The organism is Allobrachymonas wangyanguii (assembly GCF_045055315.1).
GTDB classification, from domain to species: domain Bacteria; phylum Pseudomonadota; class Gammaproteobacteria; order Burkholderiales; family Burkholderiaceae_C; genus Brachymonas; species Brachymonas wangyanguii.
The window spans coordinates 1,023,200-1,038,142 of the sequence record NZ_CP173677.1 but is presented as its reverse complement, the minus strand read 5'-3'; the positions used below and the strand labels follow the sequence as shown (position 1 = coordinate 1,038,142).

The window sequence follows — 14,943 nt, the reverse complement described above, 5'->3', positions numbered from 1 at the left end:
GGCTCTCCTTACGCTGCGCCAATGCCAGGCGTCATGCCGCTCAGGCGACCGCCATCCTTGACCACCAGCGCGTCCGGGTTCGCCTTGACGAAATCCAGCATGCGCGTGATGCAGCCTTCGGCCTTGCGACCGATCTCGGGATCGACAAACACCTCACCACTGCCGTTCTGCAGGCAATCGACCACGCCCTGCAGCGCGTTCATCGCCATCCACGGGCAATGCGCGCAGCTCTTGCAGGTGGCGCTGTTGCCGGCCGTGGGCGCCTCGATCAGCTTGCGGCCCGGTGCCAGCTGACGCATGCGGTGCATGATGCCCTTGTCGGTGGCGACGATAAAGGTCTCGCCTTCGGCACCATCGATCACCGCCTTGAGCAGTTGCGAGGTGGAGCCGACCACATCGGCCTGTTGCACCACGCTGGTGGGCGATTCCGGGTGGACCAGGATCTTTGCCCCCGGATACTGCTTGCGCAACAGATCCAGCTCCAGGCCCTTGAATTCGTCATGCACGATGCAGGCACCTTGCCATAACAGCATGTCGGCACCGGTCTGCTGCTGGATGTAGTTGCCCAGGTGGCGATCCGGCGCCCAGAGAATTTTCTCGCCCTGCTCTTTCAGGTGATTCACGATCGCCAGTGCACAGGAGCTGGTAACCATCCAGTCGGCACGCGCCTTGACGGCTGCGCTGGTGTTGGCATACACCACCACCTTGCGGTCCGGATGGGCATCGCAGAAGGCGCTGAATTCGTCGATCGGACAGCCCAGATCCAGCGAACAGGTGGCATCCAGATCGGGCATCAGCACGGTTTTTTCCGGGCTCAGGATCTTGGCCGATTCCCCCATGAAACGCACGCCAGCCACCACCAGCGTCTGCGCCTCGTGGTCACGGCCAAAACGCGCCATCTCCAGCGAATCGGACACGCAGCCACCCGTGGCCAGCGCCAGATCCTGCAAGTCGCCATCCACATAGTAGTGCGCCACCAGAACGGCGTTGCGGGCCTTGAGCAGCTCGGCGCTCTTCTGCATCAATGCATCGCGTTCGGCCGGGCTCAACTGCGGCGGCACCTTGGCCCAGGCATGGGCGGTGCAGGTCGCGCCTTCGGCGTCCTGCAGCGGAAAATCAAACTGGCGGACAGGGGATTCGGTCATGATAGGTCTCTCACTTTCACTGGGGGCGTGCCGGGACAGGCCTGCAACGCCATTGCCGCGTATTGTCGCGCAGATTGGAGTCTGTCCGGGGTAGCAAGTTCAACCGGCACGCTCCTGCGTCAACCAGCCCAGCACCGGAATCGTGCCCGGCAGCACCGGATCGACCTGCACCGGCAACTGCTGCCAGCTGTAATGCTGGCCCTCGTGCATGCACAGCTCGCCTTCCCAGGCCGTCACCTTGCAGAAATGCAGCTGTACCAGGGCATGCGGATAATCGACCACGCTATCGCGCCAGGGCTGCACCGCCGTGATGCGTACACCGATTTCCTCCTGCAGCTCACGCCGCAGCGCCTGCTCCACCGACTCGCCCTGCTCCAGCTTGCCGCCCGGAAACTCCCAGTAGCCGGCATAGACCTTGCCCGGCGGGCGGCTGGTCAGCAGAAAGCTGCCATCGGGCTGCAGCAGCACGCCCACGGCAACCTGCACCAGCTGGCGTGCTTCGCCTGTGGCAGCATCATCTCGCGGGCGATCGCCATCGGCGACCAGCGGTTGCGCTTGGGTATAGCGGCTCATGCGCTCTGCCTTCCGGCATAGTCCCTGGCAAACTGATAGGCCACACGGCCACTGCGCGAACCGCGTTCCAGCGCCCAGACCAGCGCCTCAGGCTCGGCAGCGCTCATCGCCGATTCCGGCACACCCAGGCTGCGCAGCCACTGGCGCACAATCGCCAGATACTCGTCCTGGCTGAACGGGTAGAAACTGATCCACATGCCAAAACGCTCGGACAGGGAGATCTTCTCTTCCACCACCTCACCCGGATGCACCTCGCCATCCGGCGTATGCTGGTAGCTGAGGTTTTCCTTCATGTATTCGGGCAGCAGATGGCGCCGGTTGCTGGTGGCATAGATCAGCACATTCGGTGTAGCCGCCGCAATCGAGCCGTCCAGCATGGACTTGAGCGCCTTGTAGCCGATCTCGCCCTCGTCAAAGCTCAGGTCGTCACAGAAGATGATGAATTTTTCCGGGCGCTGCGCCACCAATTCGGCGATATCCGGCAGGTCCACCAGATCAGTCTTGTCCACCTCGATCAGGCGCAGGCCCTGATCCGCGTAGGCGTGCAGGCAGGCGCGCACCAGCGAGGACTTGCCGGTACCGCGCGAGCCGGTCAGCAGCACGTTGTTGGCGGGACGGCCAGCGACAAACTGCTCGGTATTGCGCACCAGGCGTTCCTTCTGGCCATCGATTTCCTGCAGGTCCTGCAGCGCCATCACCGCCACGTGACGCACGGGCTCCAGCACGCCGACCTGGCCCATCATGCCGCGCCCGCGGCGGCGATAGCGGAAGGCAATCGAGGCATCCCAGTCCGGTTGCTGCAGCGGCTGCGGCAGCACCTGTTCCAGCCGCTCCAGCACGGCTTCGGCACGCATCAACAGTTTTTCAAAAGCGACATTCATTTTCTTGGGCAGACAGTAAAGGCAAGAGTTCAAGCATACATCAGCCGCCAGCATGACAAAGGCCGCCGGGTTTCCCCGGCGGCCTTTGTTCTAGGCGCTAGTGCGCGTGTATCAGGCGGTTTCGCCGTACACGACCACGTTCACGTCCACCACCACATCGGTGTGCAGAGCCACCTGGACGGTGTTGTCGCTCACGGTCTTGATCTGGCCGTTGGGCATGCGGATCTGGGACTTGTGCACTTCGTAACCTTGCTTGACCAGTTCGTCAGCAATGTCGTGGTTGGTCACGGAGCCGAACAGACGGCCATCCACGCCAGCCTTCTGGGTCAGCTTGATGGACAGGCCTTCCATCTTCTGGCCCAGGGCTTCGGCAGCAGCCAGCTTCTCGGCAGCAGCCTTTTCCAGTTCGGCGCGCTTGGCTTCAAACTCTTTCAGGGCAGCTTCGGTGGCACGACGGGCACGGCCGGAGGGGATCAGGAAGTTGCGGGCGAAGCCGTCCTTGACCTTGACCACGTCACCCAGGTTGCCCAGGTTCACGACTTTGTCGAGCAGAATGATTTGCATGATTGGGACTCCTTGGCTTAGATCTTGTGCTGATCGGTGTAGGGCAGCAGGGCCAGGAAACGGGCGCGCTTGATGGCGGTGTTCAGCTGGCGCTGGTAGATCGCGCGGGTGCCGGTCAGGCGAGCCGGGATGATCTTGCCGTTTTCAGCGATGAAATCGCGCAGCGTATCCACGTCCTTGTAGTCGATTTCCTCGACCTTGGCGACGGTGAAGCGGCAGAAGCGCTTGCGCTTGAACAGCAGGGATTGGGTATTGCGCTTGGGACGCTTGTCTTTGTTGCTCTTGAAGGCCATGATGGACTCCTGAAAATCTGTTTAAAAAGGGTTGTCTCGTGCTATCGGCATGAAGTCCTGAAGGTGGAACACCAGCCGCGTACTGCTGCTGACGCCTGCCCCGCGACGTACCGGCGTGGCCAGAAAGCCGCTGAATCGTGCCGGTTGCCCCAGGCTGAGGCGATTCAGCTGTTCTGCCATCGGCCCGATGGCGACACACGCCACCTGGGCACTGACCTTGCGCACACTGCCGGCTTCGTGCTGTTCGGATGTGTGCGTCAGCACACCATCGACAACAGGGACGCCGGCGGGCGTCATTCGCAAGGGGCCACGTTCGACCAGTTCTGCCGTCAGTTCCAACTGGTTGACGGCGACGGGTACGGGGGATTCCACTCGCGCTTCTTGACCTGTGATCAGGAAGCGTCAGCCTCGCTGGCCTGTGCAGTCTTGCGCGCTTCTTCGCGCTCGACGGCCTTCATCATGGTGGAAGGAGCCGTTTCGGCCTTCTTCTTCTGCACGGTCATGTTGCGCAGCACGGCGTCGTTGAACTTGAACGCGTGTTCCAGCTCGGCCATCACGGCCTGGTCGGCTTCGATGTTCAGGCACAGGTAGTGCGCCTTGTTCAGCTTGTTGATCTGGTAAGCCAGTTGACGGCGACCCCAGTCTTCGACGCGATGGATCTTGCCGTTGCCAGCAGTAACCATGCCCTTGTAGCGTTCCAGCATGGCAGGAACCTGTTCGCTCTGATCCGGGTGGATCAGCAGAATGATCTCGTAATGACGCATGAAAACTCCTTGTGGAAGTAAGCTGCCCACAGCGCCAGGATGCGGTGCAGCAAGGTGAAACCGTAGATTATAGCTTGCCTGCGATGCAGGCTGCAAGTTATTTGGGCAACAACGCCCTGCCCCGTGGCAGAAACGACAAGGGACTGCCGCAGCAGTCCCTTGTCATGCCAACCGGACTCAGCCGGTTTCAGGGCATCAGGCCTTGGCCAGACCCTTCCAGGTCTCGATCACCGTGTCGGGGTTCAGCGAGATGGACACGATGCCTTCCTGTGCCAGCCACTGGGCAAAGTCCGGGTGGTCGCTGGGGCCCTGGCCGCAGATACCCACGTACTTGCCCTGCGCCTTGCAGGCGGCGATGGCGCGGCTCAGCAGCGCCTTGACGGCCGGATCGCGCTCGTCGAAGTCGGCAGCCAGCAGCTCCAGGCCGGAGTCGCGGTCCAGGCCCAGGGTCAGCTGGGTCAGGTCGTTGGAGCCGATGCTGAAGCCATCGAAGTACTCCAGGAACTGCTCGGCCAGGATGGCGTTGCTCGGCACTTCGCACATCATGATCAGGCGCAGGCCGTTGTCGCCGCGCTTCAGGCCCTGCTCGGCCAGCAGCTCGGTCACCTTGGCCGCCTGGCCCAGGGTACGCACGAACGGGATCATGATCTCGACGTTGGTCAGGCCCATGTCATTGCGCACGCGCTTCAGTGCTTCGCATTCCATGGCAAAGGCTTCGGCGAAGTCCTCGCTCACGTAACGTGCGGCACCACGGAAGCCCAGCATCGGGTTCTCTTCTTCCGGCTCATAGCGGCTGCCGCCGATCAGCTTGCGGTACTCGTTGCTCTTGAAGTCGGACATGCGCACGATCACCGGCTTGGGCCAGAAGGCTGCGGCAATGGTGGCAATGCCTTCGGCAACCTTGTCCACGTAGAAGGCACGCGGGGAAGCGTGACCACGCGCTACCGACTCGACCGCCTTCTTCAGGTCGGCATCGATGTTCGGGTAGTCCAGGATCGCCTTCGGGTGCACGCCGATGTTGTTGTTGATGATGAACTCCAGGCGGGCCAGACCCACGCCGCTGTTGGGCAGCTGGCAGAAGTCGAAGGCCAGCTGCGGGTTGCCAACGTTCATCATGATCTTGGTGTCGATTTCGGGCATGGTGCCACGCTCGACTTCGGTCACTTCCATGTCCAGCAGGCCATCGTAGATGCGGCCGGTATCGCCTTCGGCGCAGCTCACGGTCACCAGGGTGCCGTCCTTCAGCAGGTCGGTGGCATCGCCACAGCCGACCACGGCCGGGATGCCCAGTTCACGCGCGATGATGGCGGCGTGACAGGTACGACCACCACGGTTGGTCACGATGGCACTGGCGCGCTTCATCACCGGTTCCCAGTTGGGATCGGTCATGTCGGTCACCAGCACGTCGCCGGCCTGGACCGTGTCCATCTGGCTGATGTCGCTCACCAGACGCACCGGGCCGGTACCGATCTTCTGGCCAATGGCGCGGCCTTCGGTCAGCACGGTGCCCTGGCCCTTCAGCTTGTAGCGCTGCTCGACCTTGCCTTCGGCCTGGCTCTTCACGGTTTCGGGACGTGCCTGCAGGATGTACAGCTGGCCGTCGGTACCGTCCTTGCCCCACTCGATGTCCATCGGGCGACCGTAGTGCTCTTCGATGATCAGGGCATAGCGGGCCAGCTGCTCAACGTCGGTGTCGCTCAGGGAATAGCGGTTGCGCAGCTCGGTGGGAACGTCGGTGGTCTTCACCAGCTGGCCGTTGGCCGCCTTTTCTTCCGGCGTGGCAAACACCATCTGGATCAGCTTGCTGCCCAGGTTGCGACGGATCAGCGCCTGCTTGCCGGCCTGCAGCATGGGCTTGTGCACGTAGAACTCGTCCGGGTTCACGGCGCCCTGCACCACGGTTTCGCCCAGGCCATAGCTGGAAGTGATGAAGACCACGTCACGGAAACCGGATTCGGTGTCCATGGTGAACATCACGCCGGCGGCGCCGGTATCGGAACGCACCATGCGCTGCACGCCGGCAGACAGGGCCACGTCGGCGTGGGCAAAGCCCTTGTGCACGCGGTAGCTGATGGCGCGGTCGTTGTACAGGCTGGCGAACACTTCCTTCATCTTGTCCAGCACGTCTTCGATGCCCACCACGTTCAGGAAGGTTTCCTGCTGGCCGGCAAAGGAAGCGTCGGGCAGGTCTTCGGCGGTAGCGGAAGAACGCACGGCGAAGCTGGCCTTGTCATTGCCTTCGCTCAGGGTGGCGAAAGCCTCGCGGATGGCCTTTTCCAGGTCAGCCGGGAACGGCTGCTCTTCGACCATGGTGCGGATCTCGGCACCGACGGCGGCCAGGGCGTTGACGTCATCGACGTTGAGCGCATCCAGCTTGGCGTTGATGCGGTCGGTCAGGCCATCGTGCTTGAGGAATTCACGGAAGGCGTGCGCGGTGGTGGCAAAGCCGGTGGGCACTTTCACGCCCTGCGGCAGCTGGGAGATCATCTCGCCCAGGCTGGCGTTCTTGCCGCCGACGTACTCGACGTCGTCCATGCGCAGTTTTTCGAAGGGAACGACCAGGTCGGTCGCGCTGAATTGCTGAGTCATAGCATGCTCCAAAAGTTAAACCGGTACCGGGCCTGGCCTTTGCTTGTTCTGGTTATGGAGGCGGCGAGCCCATGGCAATACGCGACCGGGTTTCGGTCGCGTACTGGCAAAATCTGATTGTAGTCCGACTGGGTTTTTTGCGGCAACCCGATCGGGAAAGTGTGAGGCACTTGACGGAAAAACCTGCATCACCATCGAAACTGCAATGCAGGCTTACCCGGAATAGTTGTCAATAAACGACGATTCCCTTACTTGCTCAGCAGGAACCGGTGCGCATCGGGGCCGGTGACAACCTGGCCATCCTTGTCGAGCATGCGCAACATGGTGTTGGAGATGATGTCGAAGCTGCGACGCTGGCCTTGCGGATCCAGTGTGATACGGGTTTCGTCGGCATTGAAGGTGAACTGGCCACGCAGCTCATGCTCACGGTCCGGGCCCGCCTTGGTGCGCAGCTCGTAGGTGGAATCGGAGAACAGCGTCAGCGCCAGCGTCATGTTCTGCGCCGGATCGGCACAGGCCGGGCACGGCAGGTTGCCGCGGTAGGTACCCGGCCAGGTAGCGACCGCCGGGCCAGCCGGCGCGCGTTCCGCCTGCGGCACACGCATCAGGCCAATCGAGCCGAGCACGCTATCGGTCATGCCCTGCATGCCGCTACAACCCGCCAGCGTCAGCGACACCGCAGCCAGGCCGGCCAGCTGCCAGCGACGGACTTGTTCTTGAACACGTCTAGCCATCATGATCTCCCTATAGGCGTTTTGGAGCCGATTCTACATGCACGATGTGTCCTGCCCTTGTCAGACAGGAGCGCATCCGTACATTACGACACAAGCAACTCAGGCGCAGGCCGCCACGATCAGCTGCTGGATACGCGCGACATCGGCCGGCACCACCTGCACGCGGCGCGGCAGGGCTTCCAGGCCGGCGAAGCGCTCGGGCATGTCGGGCTTGCGGCCCAGGGCTTCCTCGATGGTTTCGGCGAACTTGATCGGCAGTGCGGTTTCCAGCACGATCATCGGCACGCCCTGCTCCAGGTGTTCGCGTGCCACCTTCACGCCATCAGCGGTATGGGTGTCGATCATCTGGCCCAGGCGCTGGTAGCAATCGCGGATCGTCTCCAGGCGGTCAGCGTGGGTGCTGGAGCCGCTGACAAAACCGTAGCGCTGTGCCGCCAGCGGAAACACCGGATCGCCGCTCAGGTCGAACTGGCCTTGCTGGCCCAGCGTGCTGCCGAACAGCTCGGCGGTACGCTTGGCATTGCGGCCCAGCAGGTCAAACACGAAACGCTCGAAGTTGCTGGCCTTGCTGATGTCCATGGACGGGCTGGAGGTCTCGTGCGTATCGGCGCTGCCGCGCACGCGGTAGACGCCGGTGCGAAAGAACTCGTCGAGCACGTCGTTCTCGTTGGTGGCTACCACCAACTGGCGGATCGGCAGGCCCATCATGCGCGCGACGTGGCCGGCGCAGACGTTGCCAAAGTTGCCGCTGGGTACGGTGAAGCTGACCTGCTGCTGGCTGTTCTCCGTGACCTGGAAATAGCCGGCAAAGTAGTACACCACCTGCGCCAGCAGGCGCGCCCAGTTGATCGAGTTGACGGTACCGATCTTGTACTGGCGCTTGAATTCCAGGTCGTTGCTCACGGCCTTGACGATATCCTGGCAGTCATCGAACACGCCTTCGACCGCCAGGTTGTGGATGTTCTCGTCCTGCAGGCTGAACATCTGCGCCTGCTGGAAAGCGCTCATGCGGCCATGCGGGCTGAGCATGAACACGCGCACGCCCTGCTTGCCGCGCATGGCGTACTCGGCAGCGCTGCCGGTATCGCCGCTGGTGGCACCCAGGATATTGAGCTGTTCGCCACGGCGACCCAGTTCGTATTCGAACAGGTTGCCCAGCAGCTGCATCGCCATGTCCTTGAAGGCAATCGTCGGGCCGTTGGACAGGCCTTCGACGTACAGCTCGCCTTCGAGCTGGCGCACCGGCGTGATCTGCTCGGTACCAAACACCTCGGCGGTGTAGGTCTTGTCGCAGATCGCCTTCAGGTCGGCTGCCGGGATGTCGCTGATGTAGCGCGACAGGATGGCGAATGCCAGTGCGGCATAGCCCTGCTCGCGGTACAGCGTGCGCCAGCTTTCGAGCGTGGCGACATCGACCTGCGGGTAGGCCGTGGGCAGATAGAGGCCGCCATCGGGCGCCAAGCCTTCGAGCAGGATTTCGCAGAAGGTGCGCGGCACCGAGTTGCCACGGGTAGACAGATAGTACATATCAGTTCAGCTCTTCCTTGCGGATCCGGACGATGGGCTGCAGCACGCTGGGCAGCGCCTGCATGGCGGTCAGGGCCTGGTTCATGTGGGCTTCCTGGCACTCGTGGGTCAGGATCACCAGATCGGTCTGGTTGGTTTCCTCGCCACCGACCTGGTCGGATTCGGCCTGGCGCATGGCGTCGATGCTGATGCCCAGATCGGACAGGATGGTAGCAATGCGCGCCAGCACGCCCGGCTCGTCGGACACGCGCAGGCGCAGGTAGTAGCTGGTCACAACCTGATCGATCGGCAGGATCGCCAGGTCCTTCTGCATGGCATCGGGCTGGAACGCCAGGTGCGGCACGCGGTTGGCCGGGTCGGAGGTGTGCAAGCGCGTCACGTCCACCAGGTCGGCGATCACGGCGCTGGCGGTGGGCTCGCTGCCGGCACCCTTGCCGTAGTACAGCGTGGTGCCGACGGCATCGCCGTTGACCACCACGGCGTTCATCGCGCCTTCGACATTGGCGATCAGGCGCTTGGCCGGCACCAGCGTCGGGTGCACGCGCAGTTCCACGCCCTGCTCGGTGCGGCGCGTGATGCCCAGCAGCTTGATGCGGTAGCCCAGACGCTCGGCGTAACGGATGTCGGCCGCGCCCAGCTTGGTGATGCCTTCGGTATAGGCCTTGTCGAACTGCACGTCCACGCCAAAGGCGATGGCACTCATCAGCGTGACTTTGTGCGCGGCGTCCACGCCTTCGATGTCGAAGGTCGGGTCGGCTTCGGCGTAACCCAGACGCTGGGCTTCCTTCAACACCACGTCAAAGTCCAGGCCCTTGTCGCGCATCTCGGACAGGATGAAGTTGGTGGTGCCGTTGATGATGCCGGCGATCCATTCGATGCGGTTGGCAGTCAGGCCTTCGCGCAGCGCCTTGATGATCGGGATGCCTCCAGCCACGGCAGCTTCGAAGGCCACCATCACGCCCTTGCGCTGGGCTGCGGCAAAAATCTCGGTGCCATGCACGGCCAGCAGCGCCTTGTTGGCGGTGACCACATGCTTGCCGTTCTCGATGGCCTGCAGCACCAGGTCCTTGGCGATGGTGTAGCCACCAATCAGCTCGATCACGATATCGATATCGGGACGCTGTACGACGCCAAAGGCATCATCGATCACTTCGGCGGAGGCATCAACCACGCTGCGTGCGTGTTCGACGTTGCGGTCGGCGACCACGGCAATCTCGATGCCACGGCCGGCACGTGCCTTGATGACGGACTGGTTGCGACTCAGGACGTTGTAAACGCCGCTGCCTACCGTGCCAATGCCCAGCAGGCCCACTTTGATCGGATTCATGTTTCTAGCTTCAGTTGGAAAAGGGTTGGAGAAAATCAGGATTTCGCGCCGTGGCGCTTGCGGTAAGCCTCGAGGAAGCGCGCCAGGCGCTGGATGGCTTCGCGCAGCGCATCTTCCTGCGGCAGGAACACGATGCGGAAATGCTGGTTGTCGTGGTAGTTGAAACCGGAGCCCTGCACCAGCATCACGCGGGTCGCCTGCAGCACCTCCAGGAAGAACTGGCGATCATCCTGGATCGGGTACATCTCGGGATCGAGCCTGGGGAACATGTAGAGCGCCGCCTTGGGCTTGACGCAGCTCACGCCCGGGATCTGCATGATCAGCTCGTAGGCCAGGTCGCGCTGGCGACGCAGGCGGCCGCCCTCGCCCACCAGGTCCTTGATGCTCTGGTAGCCGCCGAGTGCGGTCTGGATCGCCCACTGGCCGGGCACGTTGGAACCCAGCTTGATGTTGGCCAGCATGTTCAGGCCCTCGATATAGTCCTGCGCGCCCGACTTGTCACCGGAAATCACCATCCAGCCGGCACGGAAGCCGCAGCTGCGGTAGGCCTTGGACAGCGAGTTGAAGGTCAGCGTGAGCACATCGGTGGACAGCGAGGCCATGGACGTATGCTTGATGCCGTCGTACAGCACCTTGTCGTAGACCTCGTCGGCCATCAGCACCAGATTGTGCTCGCGCGCGATCTCGATCAGGCCGAGCAGCAGCGCGTCGGAGTACAGCGCGCCGGTCGGGTTGTTCGGGTTGATGACGACGATGCCCTTGGTGCGCGGCGTGATCTTGCTGCGGATGTCGTCCAGGTCAGGCATCCACTCGTTGCTCTCGTCGCACAGGTAGTGCACCGGTTTGCCGCCGGCCAGCGAGGTGGATGCCGTCCACAGCGGATAGTCCGGGGACGGCACGAGCAGCTCGTCGCCATCGTTCAGCAGCGCCATGGTGGCCATGATGATCAGGTCGCTGGCGCCATTGCCCAGGTAGATGTCTTCCAGTGTGACGCCTTGCACGCCCTGCTGCTGCGAGTAGTGCATCACCGCCTTGCGCGCAGCAAAGATGCCCTTGCTGTCGGAATAGCCGGCGGATTCGGGCAGGTTGCGGATCATGTCGGCGACGATTTCTTCGGGCGGTTCGAAACCGAACGGTGCCAGGTTGCCGATATTGAGCTTGATGATCTTCTGGCCCTCATCCTCCATCTGGCGCGCCGCGTCCACGATGGGTCCGCGCACATCGTAGAGGACATTGGCAAGCTTGGAGGATTTGGCTATGGTCTTCACACCGGCTCCTGTGGAAAATTCAGGGGAAAACTATAATTTGACCACATTTTGACGACAGACAGCCGCATTGCCAGTTCTACACCGGCCGTCTGCTCCGCTTTCCCCGCCTCTACCGGACTTCCACCATGAAATTCGTACCCGACCAGATGGACGTTCCCGCCATCACCGCCCATGGCCCGGGCTGGGTGGCCGTCAATGGCCAGCCTTTCAGGCACCACCTGTTGCTGACGGCCCAGGGCCTGCTGCAACCCTGGCACTGCACCGGCTTTGACCAGCTCGATACCGGACACTTCAGCCAATTGGCCGAACTGCCCTGCGAACTGGTGCTGTTCGGCACCGGCGACCGCCTGCGCTTCCTGCATCCCTCGGTCACGGCCCCGTTGATGGCGCGCGGCATCGGCATCGAGACCATGGACACCGCTGCCGCCTGCCGCACCTACAACTTCCTGGCCGGCGAAGGCCGCCGCGTGCTGGCCGCGCTGCTGGTGGATGCCCCGGCACCGTAACAAGGGCTTTCACCCTGGCAAGCGCTTGTGATGAATTTCGTTTAAAATAGGGGTTTCGATGGCGTCCGGGTTGCCACAACCCGCGCCGGGTAGCTGGCCATCGTCTGCCGGCTTCTGTGCCACTCGGGCATCCCAACCGGCGGCACGCCTGTGTCGCCTCACCCCCGACCATGCCCGAGTCGTCTTTAGGAAAGAGATAAATAACACAATGGCAATCGTCGTAGACAAGCTGATCCCCGAATTCGAGGCCAATGCCACGAGCGACGTCAAGGTCAGCAACACTTCCCATAATGGCCAGATCCTGGTCCTGTTTTTCTACCCCAAGGACAACACCCCTGGCTGCACCACCGAAGCCATGGAATTCCGTGACCAGTACGAGGCTTTCGAGCAGGCTGGCGCCGTGGTGTTTGGCGTATCGCGTGACAACATGACGTCGCATGACGGCTTCAAGGAGAAGCTGGGCCTGCCCTACGAGCTGATCGCCGATACCGAAGAAAAAATGTGCCATATGTTCGGCGTGGTCAAGAACAAGATCATGTACGGCAAGAAGGTCAAGGGCATCGAGCGCAGCACCTTCCTGATCGGCCCCGATGGCGTGCTGCGTCAGGAATGGCGTGGCGTCAAGGTCGCCGGCCATGTGGATGCCGTGCTGAAGGCCGTGCAGGAACTGAAAGAGACCCTGGCTACCGCCGAATAAGCTCCCTGGCCTTGTCGCCAGCCGAAAGCGCCTGCCCAGCAGGCGCTTTTTTCATGGGCACTTTCCCGCAGCCCGCAGACGGGGGCTGACGCACGGTTGCAAATATGACCGCCGGGTGACGGCAATCTGCAAGTCAGCATGTATATTAGGTCTGTGTGAAACGCCTAGCGTCGTGTTTCGCAGGGCGTGCGCCAGCCGCATGCATGTTCAACCTGTTTTCCGCACACTTACATGCCATTGCCTCCCGCTCCCAAGAAGCGCGCCACCAAACTGGATGCCGAGCTTCTGACCCAGACTCCCCCTACCCGTGCCAGCCAGGCCGAGCCGGCTGACACCACGCCCGTCGCAGCAGCAACAACAGCCAGCACGGACAGCAGCACCAGCGCGCCCAAGCGCAGCACTACCCGCCGCACCACGACCAGCAGCACGCGCAAGACGAGCGCCGTGACGCCTTCGCTGGATGCCGCTGCAGCCGTGGCAGCCACGGCACCTACGCGTCGTCGCACCGCAGCAGCCAAGCCTGCCGCGGCAGCAGTGGCCGAGAGCCCGCCGCCTGCAAGCACTGTCACGACCCAACCCACCGCCAGACCAGCTGCAGCCAAACCGGTGGCCGCCACTCCGGTCCCGGCCACCCGGCCGGCTCGTGCACGCAAGAAGGCCACTGGCAGCGAGCCCGAGGTGCGCCGCCTGTTCGTGCTGGATACCAATGTGCTGATGCACGATCCGATGTGCCTGTTCCGCTTCGAGGAACATGACATCTTCCTGCCACTGATCGTGCTGGAAGAGCTGGACAGCCACAAGAAGGCCATGACGGAAGTCTCGCGCAACGCGCGCCAGACCAGCCGCACGCTGGATGCGCTGGTGGCAGCGGTGGAATCGCAGGACATGAGCCACGGCATGCCGCTGGACGCGACCGGCCACAAGGAAGCCACCGGCCGCCTGTTCTTCCAGACCGAGGCACTCGATTACACCCTGCCGAGCTCGCTGCCGCAGGGCAAGGCCGACAACCAGATCCTGGGCGTGGTGCACGCGCTGGAAGCCGCGCACAAGGACCGCCAGGTCGCGCTGGTGTCCAAGGACATCAACATGCGCGTCAAGGCGCGCGCGCTGGGCCTGCTGGCCGAAGACTACGAGAACGACAAGACACTCGACGACGACGAGCTGCTGTACAACGGCATCCTGATGCTGCCGGCCGACTTCTGGGATACGCAGGAAGGCGATATCGAGAGCTGGCAGGAAGGCGCGCATACCTATTACCGCGTGCAGGGCCCGCTGACGCAGCAGATGCTGATCAACCAGTTCGTCTATTTCGAGCAGCCCGGCGAGACCAGCCTGTACACGCGCGTGACCGAAATCCGCGGCAATACGGCGGTACTCAAGACGCTGCGCGACCATACCCACCCCAAGCATGCCGCCTGGGGCGTGACAGCGCGCAACCGCGAGCAGAACTTTGCCATGAACCTGCTGCTCGATCCGGAGATCGACTTCGTCACGCTGACGGGTACCGCCGGCACCGGCAAGACGCTGCTGGCGCTGGCCTGCGGCCTGACCCAGGTGCTGGATGACCGCCGCTACACCGAAATCATCATGACGCGTGCCACGGTCAGCGTGGGCGAAGACATCGGCTTCCTGCCTGGCACCGAAGAAGAAAAGATGGGCCCGTGGATGGGCGCGCTGGACGACAACCTGGAGTTCCTGACCAAGGGCGGCGACAGCAACGGCGCCGGCGAATGGGGGCGTGCCGCCACCAATGAGCTGATCCGCAGCCGCATCAAGATCAAGAGCATGAACTTCATGCGCGGCCGTACCTTCCTGAACAAGTTCGTCATCATCGACGAGGCGCAGAACCTGACGCCCAAGCAGATGAAGACGCTGATCACGCGCGCCGGTCCGGGCACCAAGATCATCTGCATGGGCAACCTGGCGCAGATCGATACGCCCTACCTGACCGAAGGCTCTTCCGGCCTGACCGCGGTGGTGGACAAGTTCAAGGGCTGGCCGCACAGCGGCCACATCATGCTGGCACGCGGTGAGCGTTCGCGCCTGGCAGACTTTGCCAGCGAGGTGCTGTAAAT

Annotated in this window: 15 protein-coding genes; 3 read left to right on the top strand and 12 right to left on the bottom strand. The window is 62.7% G+C overall.

The genetic code is table 11. The features are described 5' to 3' along the window. Window positions 1-8: 8 nt before the first annotated feature. The 12 genes from nadA to ACI3EV_RS04905 form a co-directional block, all read right to left on the bottom strand. Window positions 9-1,145: a quinolinate synthase NadA gene (gene nadA, locus ACI3EV_RS04960; protein ID WP_337690604.1), complete on the bottom strand. Its 1,137-nt coding sequence runs from the start codon at window positions 1,143-1,145 to the stop codon at window positions 9-11. A 99-nt stretch (window positions 1,146-1,244) separates the two neighbouring features. Further along, window positions 1,245-1,718, bottom strand: a complete 474-nt coding sequence (locus ACI3EV_RS04955; protein ID WP_337690606.1) for an NUDIX domain-containing protein — start codon at window positions 1,716-1,718, stop codon at window positions 1,245-1,247. Further along, the gene (locus tag ACI3EV_RS04950) at window positions 1,715-2,599 is read right to left on the bottom strand and encodes an ATP-binding protein (protein WP_329770222.1); all 885 of its coding nucleotides are present in this window, start codon (window positions 2,597-2,599) and stop codon (window positions 1,715-1,717) included. The genes ACI3EV_RS04955 and ACI3EV_RS04950 overlap by 4 nt, the downstream gene beginning before the upstream one ends. Before the next feature lie 111 nt (window positions 2,600-2,710). Beyond that, complete coding sequence (gene rplI / locus ACI3EV_RS04945; protein ID WP_329770221.1) at window positions 2,711-3,163, bottom strand: 50S ribosomal protein L9; 453 nt, start codon at window positions 3,161-3,163, stop codon at window positions 2,711-2,713. A 17-nt stretch (window positions 3,164-3,180) separates the two neighbouring features. Next, window positions 3,181-3,456 (bottom strand): 30S ribosomal protein S18, encoded by a 276-nt coding sequence (gene rpsR / locus ACI3EV_RS04940; protein WP_018714095.1) that lies wholly within the window; start codon window positions 3,454-3,456, stop codon window positions 3,181-3,183. 21 nt (window positions 3,457-3,477) lie between these two features. Beyond that, window positions 3,478-3,828, bottom strand: coding sequence for a primosomal replication protein N (priB, locus tag ACI3EV_RS04935; RefSeq protein ID WP_329770220.1), 351 nt, complete (start codon window positions 3,826-3,828; stop codon window positions 3,478-3,480). Between the two features lie 20 nt (window positions 3,829-3,848). After that, a complete protein-coding gene (gene rpsF, locus ACI3EV_RS04930) occupies window positions 3,849-4,220 on the bottom strand; it encodes a 30S ribosomal protein S6 (protein WP_329770219.1) in 372 nt (123 codons plus the stop codon). Window positions 4,221-4,415: 195 nt separating this feature from the next. Further along, window positions 4,416-6,809 carry a phosphoenolpyruvate synthase gene (gene ppsA, locus ACI3EV_RS04925; protein WP_337690611.1) on the bottom strand — a complete coding sequence of 798 codons (2,394 nt, stop codon included), beginning with the start codon at window positions 6,807-6,809 and terminating at the stop codon, window positions 4,416-4,418. 248 nt (window positions 6,810-7,057) lie between these two features. After that, complete coding sequence (locus tag ACI3EV_RS04920; RefSeq protein WP_329770217.1) at window positions 7,058-7,543, bottom strand: copper resistance protein NlpE; 486 nt, start codon at window positions 7,541-7,543, stop codon at window positions 7,058-7,060. A 99-nt stretch (window positions 7,544-7,642) separates the two neighbouring features. Continuing rightward, a complete protein-coding gene (gene thrC / locus ACI3EV_RS04915) occupies window positions 7,643-9,070 on the bottom strand; it encodes a threonine synthase (RefSeq protein ID WP_337690612.1) in 1,428 nt (475 codons plus the stop codon). 1 nt (window position 9,071) lies between these two features. Beyond that, entirely contained in the window at window positions 9,072-10,397 is a 1,326-nt protein-coding gene (locus tag ACI3EV_RS04910) for a homoserine dehydrogenase (RefSeq protein WP_337690614.1), read from the bottom strand. Window positions 10,398-10,432: 35 nt separating this feature from the next. Then, window positions 10,433-11,665, bottom strand: coding sequence for a pyridoxal phosphate-dependent aminotransferase (locus ACI3EV_RS04905; protein WP_329770214.1), 1,233 nt, complete (start codon window positions 11,663-11,665; stop codon window positions 10,433-10,435). Window positions 11,666-11,790: 125 nt separating this feature from the next. On the opposite strand from ACI3EV_RS04905, the gene ACI3EV_RS04900 reads away from it, so the two are divergent. The 3 genes from ACI3EV_RS04900 (at window position 11,791) to ACI3EV_RS04890 (ending at window position 14,941) form a co-directional block, all read left to right on the top strand. Then, window positions 11,791-12,171 (top strand): Mth938-like domain-containing protein, encoded by a 381-nt coding sequence (locus tag ACI3EV_RS04900; protein WP_329770213.1) that lies wholly within the window; start codon window positions 11,791-11,793, stop codon window positions 12,169-12,171. Between the two features lie 208 nt (window positions 12,172-12,379). Further along, entirely contained in the window at window positions 12,380-12,868 is a 489-nt protein-coding gene (locus tag ACI3EV_RS04895; protein ID WP_329770212.1) for a peroxiredoxin, read from the top strand. 231 nt (window positions 12,869-13,099) lie between these two features. Beyond that, entirely contained in the window at window positions 13,100-14,941 is a 1,842-nt protein-coding gene (locus ACI3EV_RS04890; RefSeq protein ID WP_405198044.1) for a PhoH family protein, read from the top strand. Window positions 14,942-14,943 lie beyond the last annotated feature (2 nt).